This window comes from Enterococcus sp. 4E1_DIV0656 (assembly GCF_002140695.1).
In the GTDB taxonomy this organism is placed as follows: domain Bacteria; phylum Bacillota; class Bacilli; order Lactobacillales; family Enterococcaceae; genus Enterococcus_D; species Enterococcus_D entomosocium.
The window spans coordinates 2,480,595-2,496,469 of sequence record NZ_NGLF01000001.1 but is presented as its reverse complement, the minus strand read 5'-3'; the positions used below and the strand labels follow the sequence as shown (position 1 = coordinate 2,496,469).

Genomic DNA, 15,875 nt, shown 5'->3' with positions numbered 1-15,875 from the left:
GTTTTCAAGAGCGCTTACGCAAAAATGTTAACGTGTGCATAACTATTTTTTAAGGAGGATTCTATGAAAAAAATTACCGAACAACCCCATCAAACCTATCCAGCCCGAGTGATTCAATTCGGGGAAGGCAATTTTATGCGGGGCTTTTTTAACTGGCAGCTGCAGCAAATGAACAAGCAAGGTCTTTTTAATGGCAGTGCCATTGTGGTACAGCCGATTGATCACAGCTTGAAAGAGCTGTTGGCACAACAAGAAAATCTCTACACCGTTATCTTAGAAGGACTTGTCGATGGCGCTCCTTCTCAAACATTTGAAGTCGTCTCCACCATTGATCAAGTGCTGAATCCTTATCAGCAATGGGAAGACTATCTTGCTTTAGCCGAAGATGAGCAACTCGAGATCATCGTTTCTAATACGACGGAAGCAGGTATTGCGTTTCACCCAGAGGATACCTTATACGATACCCCTCCCCACAGTTTCCCTGCAAAACTGACCGCTCTTTTGTATCGTCGTTTTCAACGACAAAAACCGGGATTTTTGATCATTCCTTGTGAATTAATCGATCGGAATGGTGAAAAACTAAAAGAGATCGTCTTACAATATGCCGCATTATGGTCTTTGGAGTCAGACTTCGTCAACTGGTTAGAAAAAGAAAACACCTTCTGCTGCAGCTTAGTCGATCGGATCGTTCCAGGATATCCTCGCGATAAAGTGGCACAATACCAAGAGATTCTTGGCTATGAGGATGCCGTAATGGTCACTGCGGAACCCTTTATGCTCTGGGTGATCGAAGGAAGCGGCGTAGCCGAAAAGCTTCCCTTGCAAGAAGCTGGGTTGAATGTGATCGTGACAGAAGATATGACCCCCTATCGTGAACAAAAAGTACATTTATTAAATGGTCCTCATACGGCGATGGTTCCACTCGGTCTTTTAGCTGGTTTAGAAACCGTTGAAGAAGTAATGAACGACCGTGATTTTGCAGCCTTTTTGGATGGTCTTTTTCTGGAAGAGTTGATTCCAATGCTTGATTTGCCTAAAGCGCAGCTTGCAGCTTATGCGGAACAAATCAAAGAGCGCTTCAGAAATCCTTATGTGAAGCATCAGCTGCAATCGATCGCTTTAAACAGCGTCTCAAAATTCCGTGCGCGTCTTCAACCAGTCTTAACTCGTTATGTCCAACAAAACCAGCAGTTACCAAAACGAATCACTGCCGCACTGGCAGGGTTGCTGACTTTCTATCTCACTCGACCTTTTCAAGATGATGACCTAGTGACAACCATATTTCAGCAAGTGAAACAATTACCAGCAGAAGAACAGATCGCCGCTCTATTAAAAAATGAGCAACTCTGGCATGCAGACCTGAGCTTTATGACAGCGACAATCAATGAAATGTGCGCATGTCTAAAACAAGACGGACCCCGCCAGTTACTTGCGTCGATTGACACCCCTGAGCCAAGTTTGAAATAAAGGAGAATCTTTATGTCCAGCACATTAACAGAAACACCCGCGCAACTATTGAAATTGCACCCTAATGATAATGTCGCAGTCGCATTAAAACCACTAGCTGCTAAAACGACCCTTTCATTTGAAGACCAAACGATCACCCTTTTTGAGGATATTCCACAAGGACACAAAATCGCCCTCAAAGATCTAGCACAATCACAAGACGTGATCAAATATGGCTATCCCATTGGACATCTTTTAGCTGACGTGAAAACTGGCCAATGGTTGCATACCCACAATGTCAAAACCAACCTTTCTGGTACCTTAGCATACACCTATGCCCCCGATTTGCATCCCGTCCGTTATCCAAAAAGGGCTGCGACGTTCCAAGGGTACCGTCGAGCAAACGGCAAAGTTGGAATTCGTAATGATTTACTGATCGTGCCAACAGTTGGTTGTATCAATGGTATCGCTGAGATCATTGTTGAAAACTTCAAGAAGAATCATCCAGATCTTGGCACCTTTGATCATATTACGATCCTTAAACATCCCTACGGCTGCTCCCAGTTAGGCCAAGATCATCAAAACACCCGTCAAATTTTAATTGATGCGGTGCATCATCCAAATGCCGGTGGCGTCTTGGTCTTTGGCTTAGGTTGTGAGAACAACACCGTTCCCGAGTTTAAGAAAAACCTGGGTGACTACGATCCAAAGCGCGTCAAATTTATGGTGGCACAGGAAAGTGACGATGAAATTGCGGTCGGCGAAAGCTTATTAGAAGAATTACTGGAAGCAGCAAAAGAGGATCAACGAGAAGCCGTTCCCTTGAGTGAGCTAAAGATCGGGTTAAAATGTGGGGGTTCTGACGGGTTTTCTGGGATCACCGCCAACCCTTTGTTAGGGGCATTTTCTGACTTTTTAGTTTCTCAAGGTGGCAGCACGGTCTTGACGGAAGTACCCGAAATGTTTGGCGCTGAACAAGTCTTGATGGCGCGTGCACAAGATGAAGCAACCTTTGAAAAAATTCTCCATCTAATCAACGACTTTAAAGATTATTTCCTTGCTTACGGTGAACCGGTCTATGAAAATCCTTCTCCTGGCAATAAGGCAGGCGGTATCACTACGCTAGAAGATAAGTCATTAGGCTGTACCCAAAAATCTGGGACTTCCGCTGTCGTCGATGTCTTAAAATATGGGGAAAAACTCCGTAAGCCAGGCTTGAGCCTGCTGGAAGGTCCAGGAAACGACCTTGTTGCCGCTTCTGCACTGGCTTCTGCCGATTGCCAACTCGTCTTATTTACTACTGGTCGCGGCACGCCATTTGGTGCCTATGTGCCGACCATGAAAGTTGCCACGAATCAAGAGATTTATCATAAGAAACCCCACTGGATGGATTTCAACGCTGGTCGCTTGTTGGAAGAGCCGATGGAGGTCGTGCTGGAAGACTTTATTCAAGCGATCATCGATACTGCCAGTGGAAAACCGACTCGTAATGAAGCCAACAACGTTCGTGAGATCGCCATCTTTAAAAATGGTGTGACACTATAACCAAAGAAAAGAGGTTCGACATGTTTTTAAATGAAAACTATTTACTGCCAAATGAAATTGCTCAAACCCTTTACCATGACTATGCCAAAGAGCTGCCGATTATTGATTACCACTGCCACCTAGACCCGAAAGAAATCTATGAGGATCGGCCCTTTAAAACTATCACCGAGGCATGGCTAAGTGGCGATCATTACAAGTGGAGATTGATGCGCGCTTGTGGCGTACCCGAAGAAGCGATTACGGGCAATGCCAGTGATTATGAAAAATTTTTGGCATGGTGTCAAACAGTGCCAAAATTGGTGGGAAACCCCCTTTACAGTTGGACCCATTTAGAGTTAAAGCGATTTTTTGCGATCGATCTTCCCGTTACTGAAGAAAATGCCGAAACTTTGTGGAGGCTATGCAACGAAAAATTGCAGCAAAAAGACTTTACCCGAAGAGCTTTGATTGCTCGCAGTAAAGTCGAGATCGTTTGCACCACAGATGATCCAGTCGATGATCTTCACTATCATCACCAATTAAGCCAAACAGAGCAACGTTTTCGGGTCTTGCCGACCTTTCGACCTGACAAAGCGTTACAAATCGACCATCCGAATTTTCTTACCTATGTTACCAAACTCGAAAAGAGTGTCGAAAACGCGATCACTACCTACGATGCTTTCTTGACAGCCTTGCGGGACCGTGTAACCTACTTTCACCAGCATCACTGCCGCTTGTCTGACCATGCGCTGGATACTTTAGTGTATGCTGCGGACGAACAGTTATCTCTTGAAGCAATTTTTGCCAAAGCATTAGCTGGAGAATCTTTGGAGGAAAACGAAGTCTCGTTCTTCAAAACCAATGTTCTAGTTGAACTGATGAAGCTGTATCACGAACATGGTTGGACGATGCAATTGCATGTCCATGCGTACCGTAACTGCAATCAACGAATGTTTGAGCACTTGGGACCAGATACGGGCTACGATGGCATCAATGATCAACCACTGACTCAAAACTTGCAGAAATTATTGAACGCTGCTGATGCGCAGGACCATTTGCCTCAAACGATTCTCTACTCCTTAAATCCCAATGACTATGATGCACTCGTCGCTTTGATGGGGTGCTTCCAGCAAGAAGGCAATAATAAATTGCAGTTAGGATCTGGCTGGTGGTATAACGACACCCGCGCAGGCATGCGTCACCAATTGACGAAATTCGCAGATGGCAGTGTGATCTTTAACTTTGTCGGCATGCTGACGGATTCAAGAAGCTTTTTGTCTTACACCCGTCATGAATATTTCCGACGCGTCTTTTGTGAATGGCTTGCTGAGATCGTTGTACGTGGTGAAGCACCTGCTGATCTTCGTCAGCTAAAACCATTAGTAGAAAATGTCTGTTATCAAAACGCCAACAACTACTTCAAATTTTAGGAGAAAGACAATGGAAAAAATCGTCATCGTCGGTGATTCCACCGCATCGATCAAAGAGCCTAGCGCTCGTCCAGAAACGGGCTGGGGTGAAAAGATCTCACGCTATCTCCCCCAGCATCAAATCGTCAACTTGGCAAAAAATGGGCGTTCCTCCAAAAGCTTCATTGAAGAAGGACGCTTGTTGCAGGCAAAAAAAGAACTATATGCTGGTGATTATCTCTTGATTCAATTTGGACACAACGATCAAAAAACAGATAGTCGTGGTACGACACCTGTAGAATATCAGCATAATTTAGCAACCTTCGTGCAAACGGCACGCCAGCAGCAAGCGACACCGATCCTATTGACCTCGATCACTCGTTTGCATTACGTGGACCAACAGCAACTTGATCCTTTGGCAGTCGGTCCTTACCCAGAAGCAATGCGTGCTTTGGCTACCTCCTTGGATGTGGTCTGTCTGGATCTTTTTGCCGCAACACAACGGTTCGTTTCAGCACTGGAACCACAACAGGCGAAAACCTATTTTCTTCATTTAGAAAAAAACCAGCACCCCAATTATCCAGCCGGCATTACGGATAACACGCATTTGAATAACCAAGGTGCTACAGCCGTCGCCAAATTAGTTGCCAAATGTTTGACAAATGCTCCATTACCGCTTGCACAACAAGTTTTGTTAGATTGAAACTCATTGTTCGTGTTGAATCTTCCCCATTTAGATTAGAAGAAACCATGTATCCCCCAAACTGGTTCGTTTCAGAATTTGAAAGTGACCGCTTAAAGTTAGCATTTTTCGTCTAACTTTGAGCGGTCACTTCCTCTATTCTACTTAGTTTAAAAGGCTATTTAATGATTGAATTTTGATAGAAAGAAAATGCTAACGAAGCTTAATGAGCATCGCACACCCCATTAAGGGAGAAGGAAAAGAAAGGTACCACTTATTTTTCTTCTTTTGAAGCTGGATTCCCTGGCATTCAAATCCACAGGTATGAAGAATCGTACGAAAATCCATAGGTAGTTCAACCATTGTTTGGTCAAAGTTATGAATGATGAGCAAGGCTTGATCACCAAGTTCCCGTTGAACGATTTGATAACCAGTTGGTTTTCGATAGGAAAGAATCTGACTTCGGACGACAGTTGTCGTTCCATCCTTGATCAAAGGACGACAGTGATCGTAAAAGACGAAACAATCATCAATCACTTTCCACTGCTCTTTGGAAAGCTCATTGATATCGCCGGATAGACATATTCTTCCTAAAAAGGTACTGATCAAAGAATAAAACAACCGTTGGGGTGAATCTCGCTTTCTAATGACCGCCCAAATCAGGCTTTGTCTCGGTAAAAGATGGTCATGCAAATTTGCTGCTATGATTGGGACACTGATTGCCTCATGAGCATCAGAAAAGCTCGACAGATCCGTCAGTTGGATCATTGAATACTCTAAGCGATGACCGCCTGACGAACAGTTTTCGATGATTAAATCAGGCAATTGCTGCTGAATACGCTTAATAAATGCCTGTGTTGCCAACAGCTGTAAGCGACTTTCTTCGCCAAAAGATTCCTTCCCATCAAAACCGATCCCAAAATTTTCATTATAATCGATTTTCAAATATCCGATATCATAGTACGTTAAAAAATTGATTACTCTCTCTTGTAAATAGTCAATGACCCAAGGATCTCGCATATTCCAAAAGCGTCGATTGCCGACGGTTAGAGGCTGTCCATCTTTATTCAATAGATGTTCAAAAAACGTACTGGCAACTGACTGATCTCCGACTGTTTCAATTTCAAACCAAATGCCCGGAATCAGATCATGCTGCTTGATAGCAGCGATCACCGTCTCTAATCCATTGGGAAACTGTGACGAACTTACTTGCCAATCACCATGACTACGTTCCCATCCATGTTGATTGGCATACCAGCCAGCATCAATGACATAATATTGAATCGCTTTCCCTTTTAAGGCAGCCAAATTTTTCAAAGTCATAGCTTCTGTTGGTCGTCCCCAAGATGTACAAAATTCGTTGAATTGGATTGCCAAATCCTCTTCCGTAGGATGCTGTTTTTGTGCCAAAGGTAACGTCAATATCTTTGTTAATCTTTGGGCGGCACTTGCTTCATTCCCGCAAGTGACGGTTAGGTATGCTTTTGGAGTGACAAAAACTTCACCCGGCATAACAGCTTTTAGCCAATGGCCATAATCTCGGTCTGCTAATCCACCCGACAAACAAAAATCCTCATCAAGACGATACGCATCAAACTGCCATGATCCTGGTTGCGCAAGACTAACTGCCCATGTAATATCCTTTTGTTTGTCATAGATTGCCGCTTGCGGAAACCACCCTCTAACTGGCATCGAACCCACTTGCCCAAATTTTTCTAATCCTACACCAGAAGGCTTCCATGAGGGCTCAAGCTGTAAGTCTTCAAGCAATTGTATGGTTTTACGCCCTTCAAAACTCCACTTGCTTTGATAGCGGATCAAGCTCAAATTGCCTATTGGATTCTCGTCATAAAATGGACTAAGATTACTCAATGAGAAGCTTGCCAACATTTCAAGCATCTGGGGAATCTTCGTCCGATTTTCAAAGGTCACATAAGTTTCTATTACTGGAAACCCTATCTGCCAGCTTACATAATGGGTATAGTGATTTCCTCTATCATCAGCTAAGATGGTAGCAATTTCTTTTTTATTCGATTCCTGTTTATCGATTTGTTTCACTAATCGAAGGCTTTTGACTGTTGCACTATTCCGCATCGTACTCCCTGTGCTGAACCCTTTTGGGTAATCATCACCTATCAGTTTTGCTTGAATCAAGGAATCAAATTTGGTCTTTTTAGGTAGCTGTACTTCATGATGCAAAGAAGTTGGGCTAAGGAGCCATTCCACAGATTCGGCGGATTGATAGTAGTCGATCGTCATATCGCCAAACACGACCGTGCGTAACTTTTGCATATAACGGCCTCCTTTCATTTGTATACTGCCTACTAATCGATTCCTTTAAAAAAAGCTCTGCTTAATAAGTCCTTGCAATTCAATCACCTGGTTTTTCCCAATTTCAATCTTCGTCGGATTCAAAAATTCCACTTGTTGAAGTTCCAGTTGAACACTTTCGTCCACCCGAAGAAAACAAGCTTCCCCTGTATAATCAATCTTGAGATTCTTAAATTGTAATCGGACCTGTTCACCGTTCCCAAAAAAGTTTGATGTCTTGCGAATCCCAGAAATCGAGCAATTCTCTATCAATAACTGGCGCAAAGGTCGATTATTTTGCATTAGTTTCTTTTCGCCATACTCGTAAACAAGAAACTTATCTGCGTCAGCGATTTTACTATCAATTAAGCGAATGTTTTGGGCATCTTTTTGAATCGTATCTGCCTCAATCGCATAGTATTTAAAAATGGCATGGGTATAATACGTATTTTCTGAAAGGTGAGGATAACGCCCTGGACCTTGAAACCTACAGTTTTTAAAGGTAATCGTATCGCCACCGATCCTCATTGCGTTGCAAGCTGTATTTAAAAAACAATCTTCTACCATCAGCTGCTCAATGTCATACCCAGCAAAGCAGTCATCTCCACAAGCTAAATGACAATCACTGACATAAATGTTGGTGGAATGATGTAAATTGAATCCGTCATGCCCCGCTTCGATGGTTACATTGTTTATTTGGACATTTTGACAGCCATCGATCGTATGACTCCAGTTAGCACTATTTTTAAAACAATAACCAGCTAATTGAACCCCCGTGATTTGGGAAAGGATGATCCCCATCGGTCCACGAAAGCCTTCTTCTCCATTTTCGTCGAAAGTATCTTGACCATCGATCAACGATCCAGGTTCCCCGATGATCTTCACATTTTCTTCTTTAAAAGCCGTGATCATGGCATAAAAATAATACTCAGGTAAATGCCAAATTTTTTTGTAGTATTCATCCTGCAAGTAGTTGATCGTACTTGGTACTTGAAAATCACAATAGTCCGCTAAGTTTTGGCTTCCCCTTAAGATTGCCCCAGATTTTAAACGTAAGGTGATATTTGAATAAAGACGTAAAGAGCCAATCAAATAGTCCCCCTCTGGTATGATTACTTCTCCTCCTCCAGCCTTTCGACAAGCATCGATGCATGATTGAATCGCCTTTGTTTGATTTTTTTCTGAATTTGTTGACACCCCGTAATCAGTGATAATAAACGTGTTCCTTTGGTCTTCCATTTTTCATTTCCTCCTGTCCAATAATCATTTTTTTCCACCCAATCATTTCTCAAAAATGAATACAATTCAATTATAATGCGGATCTAATTGTTGAATAACTGAAAAAACGATATAATTGGTGTCAGAAAGTTACCTTTCTAATGTCTTTGCTATGAAGGAGTATCGAATGATCTATCAGATTCATTTAAATCTACCAATTTTCAATTTATGGAGTGGGTTGTTTTCGAACAATAATAATCAAACATGGCGCCACAAAGAAACCCATCATTCCGAAAATTTTGAACTTATCTTGCCAATAAAAAACGATGTTTCCTTGACCATCAACGAAAAAGAGGTATTGATCAAAGAAAACGAATGCTTTTTGATACCGCCATATGCGAAAATCAAAGCTGCTGCTACAATTGAACATGAAGTTCATTTTTACTGGCTACATTTCATTGCTTCTTACCAAACGATTTCTTTAAAAGAGCCTATGTTACAAAAAGGCCTACAGGATCTAGCAACACTAACGATGCCAACAGAGCTAAATAATTTTATCTTTCTCCCACAACGTTTCCAGTTAAAGTATCCCGAACGAATCGTTGTTTTGCTTAATCAATTGCTTACAAACGGAAAAAGACAACAATACACACAACGGGGGAATGATTTTTCTTTAACCTTATTACTGATCGCTCTTTGTGATGATTACCTAAATCAATTGGCACATACCGCGAAAAATCATGTCAAAAAAACTGCATTGATTGCCGAGTGGATTCGGGTCAACCTTACAAGTGAACTCCACTTATCTGATATTGCTAACCATTTTGGCTTGAATCCCAATTATCTTAGCAGGCTGTTCAAAAAGGAACAGGGAATTGGTATCAAAGAGTATATGGTAAACATCAAAATTGATTATGCAAAAACACTTTTAGCAACAACCAATTTATCGGTCAATGAAGTAGCTGATCAAGCTTTCTTTTCCGATGCAAAGCATTTTATGAGGACCTTTAAACAGAAAAATGGCTTAACCCCTTCTGACTATCGAGCAGAAAATGCGCAAACCAACCTAAATTCTAGTCAAATGAATCTTTCCGCCCCGTTACCACAGCAATTAGGCAATGAGGCACTAAAGAAGCTTATCTATCAGATTTTGAAAGAAAATCATCAATAAAAAAACATTTGTCCACCTTTGGTCCGTTTTAACGGAACTTGTTCAAGGTGGATACAAATGTTTTTTGTTCTTTTATTTAGAAATCGTAATAAAAAAGCAATTTTTCTTCTTCTGCAAGTGCATTTGCATCAGTTGTTTGTTTTTGTCCTAAGACGAGTGTCAATTCAGGGTCTTGCTCTTTTGCAACTGCTGAAAGATCGATTTTTATGATTCGATCCTCATAAAACGGAGCGGTCAGAAAAACAAATCCTCGTCCCGTTCCCATGACAGAAAACGTCTCGCTTTCAGTAATTTCTGTTTGATTTGCTTTGATCAACTGATCACCCGCAGCATTTTTTTCATCTGTAATTGACAAGTAACAGTTTGCCGATTGGTTCCACAGTGCAACCTTCCCTCCATCCAGAGGTATTAGTTGGAAAAGATCAGCTTCAGCATATTTTTTACTGATTTGTAGAAGACTTTCATCGTTAGTGGATAAATAAGAATTTCGTGTCTCATAAACATACTCGTCGCCTACTTTGGTTAAGGTTCTTTCATACCAAGGTTCTAAGCGTGTTCTTATTCGCAAAGTTAAGCTTGGCGCAGTCTCATAAATCGGGCCATTGTAAAAAGTCAACGTTGAAAAATTCAAATGATCATTATGGATGTACCCTTGGGCGCGCATTGCTGCAGCAGCTTTGCTTGTCCAGGTCGTATCAACGGGACTATCGTGAAAGCGTGCTGCCACTTGTTCATATATTGGACGCAACTCTCCGCGATTGATGCGTTCACTATCTAGCCGGGTCCAATACCCTCGATTCGGGTTTTGGAAAACGTTCATGAGGGGGGTGAATGGTACCTCTTCAAATAAATTGTACTTGGCAGCCCATTCAAAGGCTTTCACTAAGCGATAATCATGTAATGAATAAAGATCGATCCCTTGATTCGCAGCGGCTTCAGCCACAGATGCCAAATAGCTGATCCCTAACTGAGCATGTGCTTGGTCACGTCCACTTTCAACCGATTGCCCCGTATCACTAACATAGACAGCAATCGATCCATTGATATGAATCGACTGATACAGATTGATCGCCCGCTCAACGATCGGTTGACTATCTGTAAAAAGACCAATCGCCATCATCGCATTCATAGCCGCCGTATCCCAGTTGCCGTTTGCTAACATCGGAACCCCTAGATCTTCAATTACTGGATACACAGTATTAATTAGCATTTCTTGTGTTTGGCTGATATCTTCGGCAGTATATCCAGAATAACCACCTTGATAATGCGCAAGTATCTCTGCTGCTTCTATTAATTTCGAACTACTGATCGCAGCGCCCAAAATGCGATCACGGCCATCAATCACCTTTAAGGTTTGCGACCAGCCATTAATGATTTCTGTAGCTTTTTGTGCATAGTCATCCTCTTCTGTGATGACCCATTGTAGGGCTAAAAAGTACGCAGCATTGCTGGCGCTTTCAAATTTGCCGATATTGCCATGACCTTCTGGAGCACCGCGTCCCACTCCTTCTAAAGGCGTATCTATAAATGTCAATGCACTTTGATCATTGGAGACCCCTTGTTTAAGTTTTAAATAATCACTATACCAGGGTTCTTTTTTCTCAGCGATTCGTTGTTTCATCTGATCGAGATGTTCAGTGGTCAGTTGGATACCTGGATGGGTAAAGGATCTAGCTTCACTTACTCCTTTTACCGTATACGTTGCCTGCTGATAAGTAACTTCGATGCTTTCAGGCAAATCCGCTACTGGGAAAACAGCTTGAAAATAGTCGCTTGTTTTCTGAACTTTAGCTGAAACATTTAATTGATAATCATCTGGCAGATCATCACTTGTGATCGGCAACCATCGAACAAACACTTGATTTGCACGTATTTCATGGTCAACAATCAGCGCTCCTGAGAACTCAGTTTCTTCAAAAACAAAGTACGCTGGTCGATTTTGTTGTCGACTAGCAGTTAAGCTTCCTTCCTGCCAATGTAAAAACCAATGAGTAACGGAGGGTTCGTCTCGTAAAGTATCTAGATCTGAAGCGATCGTATAAAGGTTTGACTCAGGATAATAATGAATGGATAACCGTTCATTATCATTGACGGATGCGGCGGTAAAGTTGAATAAAAAGCATTCGTCTTTCTTTTGATAATAGTTTTTTTGTTCATCTGATTCTGAAAAATAGTTTTGAAAGGTCAGAAATTTACCAGTGGTGGTTGATTGAATTTGAGCTGTCGGTTTTAAAGAACCAGTTATTTTGTGGATCGGTTCTGCCACATACAAAGCAAACGTCTCTGCTTCTTGTTCATTCCCTACTGTGTAAATTGCCCCATTTTCCCTAACGGCAAAGTAACTCCCCGAATCAGTTTTGATTTTCATGTACTTCACTGGTAATGAAGCGTTGGTGAAATAATTACCAATCTTATGTCCCTCTATGGTTTGGGGTACTTCATCAGTTGTCCGTATAATCTTGACATAGGGCGCTCTTGTCGAACGAATTGAAAAAAGTTCGGATGCAGCAATCGATTCATCAAGACTTTTTTCTGTATAAAAGTGGATGGTCACTTCTTGACGATTCGCAGCTTTGGCTTCTTTGATCAAATCAGTGATATCTAACGTAACTACTGCCTCTCCATTTGGCAGCGTGACTTCATACGTTTTCGTATCCTTCAATACGCTAGGCTTGTTGTCGTAAGTGATCGTATCAGAATCCCACTGACTCCCGGCTTGTCCTCCACTAGTCAATTCATTGGAAGCCTCTTGGAAAAACAACTGGTTGCCGCCATGAGTAGTCACCATTTCCAATTGGATCTGTTTGATCGTTTCTATGTCTGTCAAATCACTGATAGCTAATTTCATATAAGCTTCTCTTAATTTTCCTACAATTAATTTTTCTCTGTTTCGTTCTTTCATCACTTCTCCATGTTGACCATTAAAGTTTGAGACAAACGCATCATCAACAATGATGATTTCCTCTCTTTCGCTAGCAAATCCTACTTGAACACTTAAAATACTAAGAAACAGACTACCAAGCAACAAAAACCAAACTTTTGCGATCCCCATTTTCTGCCTCCTTTTTTTAAAAAAATAGTCAAAATAATCGACCAACGTTATCAGCTATGTCTTGTCTCTTTTCACAAAAAAGCTATTTATGCTTTTCCAGATCTAAAACGCAATTGTGCTTGTTCTAAATGCCAATCGGCTACATTCAATTCATCTTTACGTCCATCTTTTAGCCTTACAGTCAAGGTGTTTTCTGAAATCGTTGCCGACTCAACTTTGCTTTCTTGATCGTACTGCTCGAGAATCGTTGCAAACTGGGCTGTTCGTCCCTCTTTGCGAATACCAACTACTCGCCGATGATCGGATTCATCTCCTAACGGATAATCGCCACCTATCACAATCTCTAATGATGCTGCATCAACGCCGCTGAGATCGATCGTTATCGTTCCAGAAATCGCTTCTGCAATTGGCGTGGCTGGCAAAGCGGATTGGATCACTTGGGTTCCAAATTCGATAGGACCGCCAAAGTAATCTCGGTTCTCATATGGGGATTGTTTGATACCTTCTGTCACTCGTGGCAGTTGATTAATAGGAATTCTCTCCCCTGCGTGGGTCTTGATGACTCCTTCACCCCAAAACACTGCAGGCAAAGGCACGTCTTTTCCACTTCCGTATTCATTCGCAACATAAGTTGTCTTAGTTTCTAAAATGGCTGATTCACTTTACGCCCTCTCACGAATGGCTTTCCGTGTAAGTAAAGAAATCAAAATCTGCGTAGGATCGATGATTATCCATGTCTTGTGCACAGATACCTACCATTGCACCGGTAAAAGCTAGTTTCCCGTTTTCTTTGATAAAATCACTACTTAATTGGGCAGCTGAGACCGGATCACCAATCATTTGCCATGGTTCATCCCCGACAGCATATGAAAACTGTGCCCATTCATGATCCACTTCCACTGCTAAATGAATGGCAAGATTCGGTTGGATAACTAATCGTTCTGAAGCATATTGAAACTGATTGATCGCATCTGTTTCTAATTGGATATATTTTTCTTTGGTTTCCTCATCGTAGGAAACATGCAGGTAATGCCAATTATCTGTATCAAAAAATAAGGTCAAACCTGCTAATTGTTGAAACGACTGTGGTTCAAATTCCATTTTGGTTTCTACGCGAAAGGCAAAATGCTGCCAACGTCTGGCAATCAACGTCTGACGATGCAAACTCGTTATACTTTGTTGACCGTAAAGACGTAAATACCCTTTTCTTTCTGAAAGTGAGCACTGGCTGCCAATTGGCTGTCGAAGACTTTTAAAGTAACTTGGCAAAGTCGGCTCATCAAAATCTGTCCGAGAACTATGGTCTTTTTTTTGAATGACTTCTTTTGCGATACTTGGTTCATCAATCAAACGTTCTGGCGCAGAGGTACCAGTAGCTAAACGAGGCCAGCCATCGATCCATTCTATTTTTTGAAGGGCGGTTTCCCGACCTAATGGACAATAGCCACGCTCCGTCAATGGGCGTGCACAAATGTGAACGATATACCATTCATCAGCCGATACTTGAACAAAAGAAGCATGACCACTTTTTTGTAACGGATTTTTCGGATCATTTTTAGTTGTTAAAAAAGGATGATACGGTGAAAGCTCATATGGACCCATCACCTGTTTTGCTCGACATACTGTCGCAGCGTGACTATAATCGGTTCCACCAGCAGCTGCTAGTAAATAATACCAACCATCTTTTTTTAGGATCTGTGGCCCCTCACAGACCCCCAGATCTGTTCCTTCAAAGAATTTTTTTCTTTCCCCCACCAAAGATTTTGTAGCTAAATCAAATTCCTGCATCACAAGACCAGCAAACCGTTTCTTTTCCAAACGATGGTCAAAAAGCATACTCATTAGATAATGTTTTCCATCATCATCATGAAAAAATGCCGGATCAAATCCACTGGCAGTGACAAAGACAGGTTCACTCCAAGGTCCAGTAATTTCTTTTGCCGACAGCACATAATTCAGTGTGTCTTTGAATGCCGTTCCTGTTTTCACATCAGTGATCAACAACCAAAATTGCCCTTCGGAGTAGCTTAAGTGTGGCGCCCAAATACTACCGGAATTTAGATTGCCTACTAAGCTAACAGTGGTCTCGCCTTGTAACGGCCGAGCAACTAGCGTCCAATTTACTAAATCAGATGAATGATAGATTTCAACACCGGGCATCCATTCAAACGTTGAGGTTGCTAGATAATAATCAGATCCGACTTTGACTACACTGGCGTCAGGATTAAATCCTCTAAGAATTGGATTTTCTATCATTTGCTTTCCTCCTGGTGACATTCAGTGCCATAAATTTCAATTTGTGTTAGCGCTGGAAAGGGTGATTCATCATGATGCTTAATCAATTCCTTTAATAAAATTGAGGAAGTACGGATTTTGGTAAAGCTGAAATATTGACGATCGAGTTGATTCGTTGGTTTCAGGATTTCTTGTTGTCCGTTGGAAAATTCGAGTGTCACTTGCGTCCAGTAACTATCATGAGGATAGTCTCCTCTAAGAACCAAAGCGATTTTGTCGATCTCAACGTTGCGACCAAAATCGATCGTCAATTGCGCATCCGCTTGTTGATTGATACCCCATGATTGATATGGAAAAGACCCGTGGTTCTCGTTGGCGATCATGCCATCGATCGCATTTCTTGCAAAAAATGTCGAATCATTTCTAGTTTCAACATTGGCATAAGCATGAGGATAGGCGCCACTATGATTCTTTTGATCATGGGCATTCACTGCCAAATTTCGATAGGCGTTGATTTCGTATTCTTTTGCTAACCAGGCGTGTAGATAATGGCGTTTTCCTGAAAATAATTTAGGCGAATACGCTCGCCGTAGCGTGTCTTCTGTAATGATTGGAAAAATCCATTCACTTTCTTTCAAATAAACCAGACTTGGTGCAAGTGCCTCATCCACTTGCAGCCAGACGAATAGTGGCGCTTTCGTCGTTGTAAGCATAATTTTCTCACCGGCTTGATAAGTCCGATCTTTAAATGCAAGATAAACTTCTTCTGAGTGGGTATGTTCCTCGATCGTGTGCCCTTCATGATCAATTAGTTTTAGTGTCAGCATA

Annotated in this window: 11 protein-coding genes; 5 read left to right on the top strand and 6 right to left on the bottom strand. The window is 41.8% G+C overall.

The annotated features are described in order from the left end of the window. The first annotated feature begins 63 nt into the window (after nucleotides 1-63). From A5882_RS11810 to A5882_RS11795, 4 genes are read left to right on the top strand one after another with little or no spacing between them, the layout of a single operon-like run. Nucleotides 64-1,467 (top strand): tagaturonate reductase, encoded by a 1,404-nt coding sequence (locus A5882_RS11810; RefSeq protein WP_086372816.1) that lies wholly within the window; start codon nucleotides 64-66, stop codon nucleotides 1,465-1,467. 12 nt (nucleotides 1,468-1,479) lie between these two features. Continuing rightward, nucleotides 1,480-2,991, top strand: a complete 1,512-nt coding sequence (locus A5882_RS11805; RefSeq protein ID WP_016613301.1) for a UxaA family hydrolase — start codon at nucleotides 1,480-1,482, stop codon at nucleotides 2,989-2,991. Between the two features lie 20 nt (nucleotides 2,992-3,011). Beyond that, entirely contained in the window at nucleotides 3,012-4,400 is a 1,389-nt protein-coding gene (uxaC, locus tag A5882_RS11800; protein WP_086372815.1) for a glucuronate isomerase, read from the top strand. A gap of 10 nt (nucleotides 4,401-4,410) precedes the next feature. Continuing rightward, a complete protein-coding gene (locus A5882_RS11795; RefSeq protein WP_086372814.1) occupies nucleotides 4,411-5,082 on the top strand; it encodes a rhamnogalacturonan acetylesterase in 672 nt (223 codons plus the stop codon). A gap of 192 nt (nucleotides 5,083-5,274) precedes the next feature. Here the strand turns inward: A5882_RS11795 and A5882_RS11790 are convergent, their stop codons facing one another. Both A5882_RS11790 and A5882_RS11785 read right to left on the bottom strand, forming a co-directional pair. Further along, nucleotides 5,275-7,353 (bottom strand): glycoside hydrolase family 36 protein, encoded by a 2,079-nt coding sequence (locus A5882_RS11790; RefSeq protein WP_052533183.1) that lies wholly within the window; start codon nucleotides 7,351-7,353, stop codon nucleotides 5,275-5,277. 45 nt (nucleotides 7,354-7,398) lie between these two features. Continuing rightward, complete coding sequence (locus A5882_RS11785; RefSeq protein ID WP_086372813.1) at nucleotides 7,399-8,610, bottom strand: glycoside hydrolase family 28 protein; 1,212 nt, start codon at nucleotides 8,608-8,610, stop codon at nucleotides 7,399-7,401. 166 nt (nucleotides 8,611-8,776) lie between these two features. Here A5882_RS11785 and A5882_RS11780 point away from each other — a divergent pair, with 166 nt between their 5' ends. Next, nucleotides 8,777-9,760 (top strand): AraC family transcriptional regulator, encoded by a 984-nt coding sequence (locus A5882_RS11780; RefSeq protein ID WP_042890401.1) that lies wholly within the window; start codon nucleotides 8,777-8,779, stop codon nucleotides 9,758-9,760. 76 nt (nucleotides 9,761-9,836) lie between these two features. Here the strand turns inward: A5882_RS11780 and A5882_RS11775 are convergent, their stop codons facing one another. The 4 genes from A5882_RS11775 to A5882_RS11760 form a co-directional block, all read right to left on the bottom strand. Next, nucleotides 9,837-12,812, bottom strand: coding sequence for an alginate lyase family protein (locus tag A5882_RS11775; protein ID WP_086372812.1), 2,976 nt, complete (start codon nucleotides 12,810-12,812; stop codon nucleotides 9,837-9,839). A gap of 86 nt (nucleotides 12,813-12,898) precedes the next feature. Then, the gene (locus tag A5882_RS11770; RefSeq protein ID WP_016621190.1) at nucleotides 12,899-13,408 is read right to left on the bottom strand and encodes a hypothetical protein; all 510 of its coding nucleotides are present in this window, start codon (nucleotides 13,406-13,408) and stop codon (nucleotides 12,899-12,901) included. Nucleotides 13,409-13,484: 76 nt separating this feature from the next. After that, a complete protein-coding gene (locus tag A5882_RS11765) occupies nucleotides 13,485-15,068 on the bottom strand; it encodes a glycoside hydrolase family 43 protein (protein WP_086372811.1) in 1,584 nt (527 codons plus the stop codon). After that, on the bottom strand, nucleotides 15,065-15,874 hold the full coding sequence (locus tag A5882_RS11760) for a hypothetical protein (protein WP_016621192.1): 810 nt from the start codon (nucleotides 15,872-15,874) through the stop codon (nucleotides 15,065-15,067). The genes A5882_RS11765 and A5882_RS11760 overlap by 4 nt, the downstream gene beginning before the upstream one ends. Nucleotide 15,875: the final 1 nt, after the last annotated feature.

Coding starts and splice junctions, on each gene's coding strand:
- A5882_RS11790 (WP_052533183.1), bottom strand. CDS start 7,353: ATGCAAAAGTTACGCACGGTCGTGTTTGGCGATATGACGATCGACTAC.
- A5882_RS11760 (WP_016621192.1), bottom strand. CDS start 15,874: ATGCTGACACTAAAACTAATTGATCATGAAGGGCACACGATCGAGGAA.
- A5882_RS11775 (WP_086372812.1), bottom strand. CDS start 12,812: ATGGGGATCGCAAAAGTTTGGTTTTTGTTGCTTGGTAGTCTGTTTCTT.
- A5882_RS11805 (WP_016613301.1), top strand. CDS start 1,480: ATGTCCAGCACATTAACAGAAACACCCGCGCAACTATTGAAATTGCAC.
- A5882_RS11765 (WP_086372811.1), bottom strand. CDS start 15,068: ATGATAGAAAATCCAATTCTTAGAGGATTTAATCCTGACGCCAGTGTA.
- A5882_RS11780 (WP_042890401.1), top strand. CDS start 8,777: ATGATCTATCAGATTCATTTAAATCTACCAATTTTCAATTTATGGAGT.
- A5882_RS11810 (WP_086372816.1), top strand. CDS start 64: ATGAAAAAAATTACCGAACAACCCCATCAAACCTATCCAGCCCGAGTG.
- A5882_RS11795 (WP_086372814.1), top strand. CDS start 4,411: ATGGAAAAAATCGTCATCGTCGGTGATTCCACCGCATCGATCAAAGAG.
- A5882_RS11785 (WP_086372813.1), bottom strand. CDS start 8,610: ATGGAAGACCAAAGGAACACGTTTATTATCACTGATTACGGGGTGTCA.
- uxaC (WP_086372815.1), top strand. CDS start 3,012: ATGTTTTTAAATGAAAACTATTTACTGCCAAATGAAATTGCTCAAACC.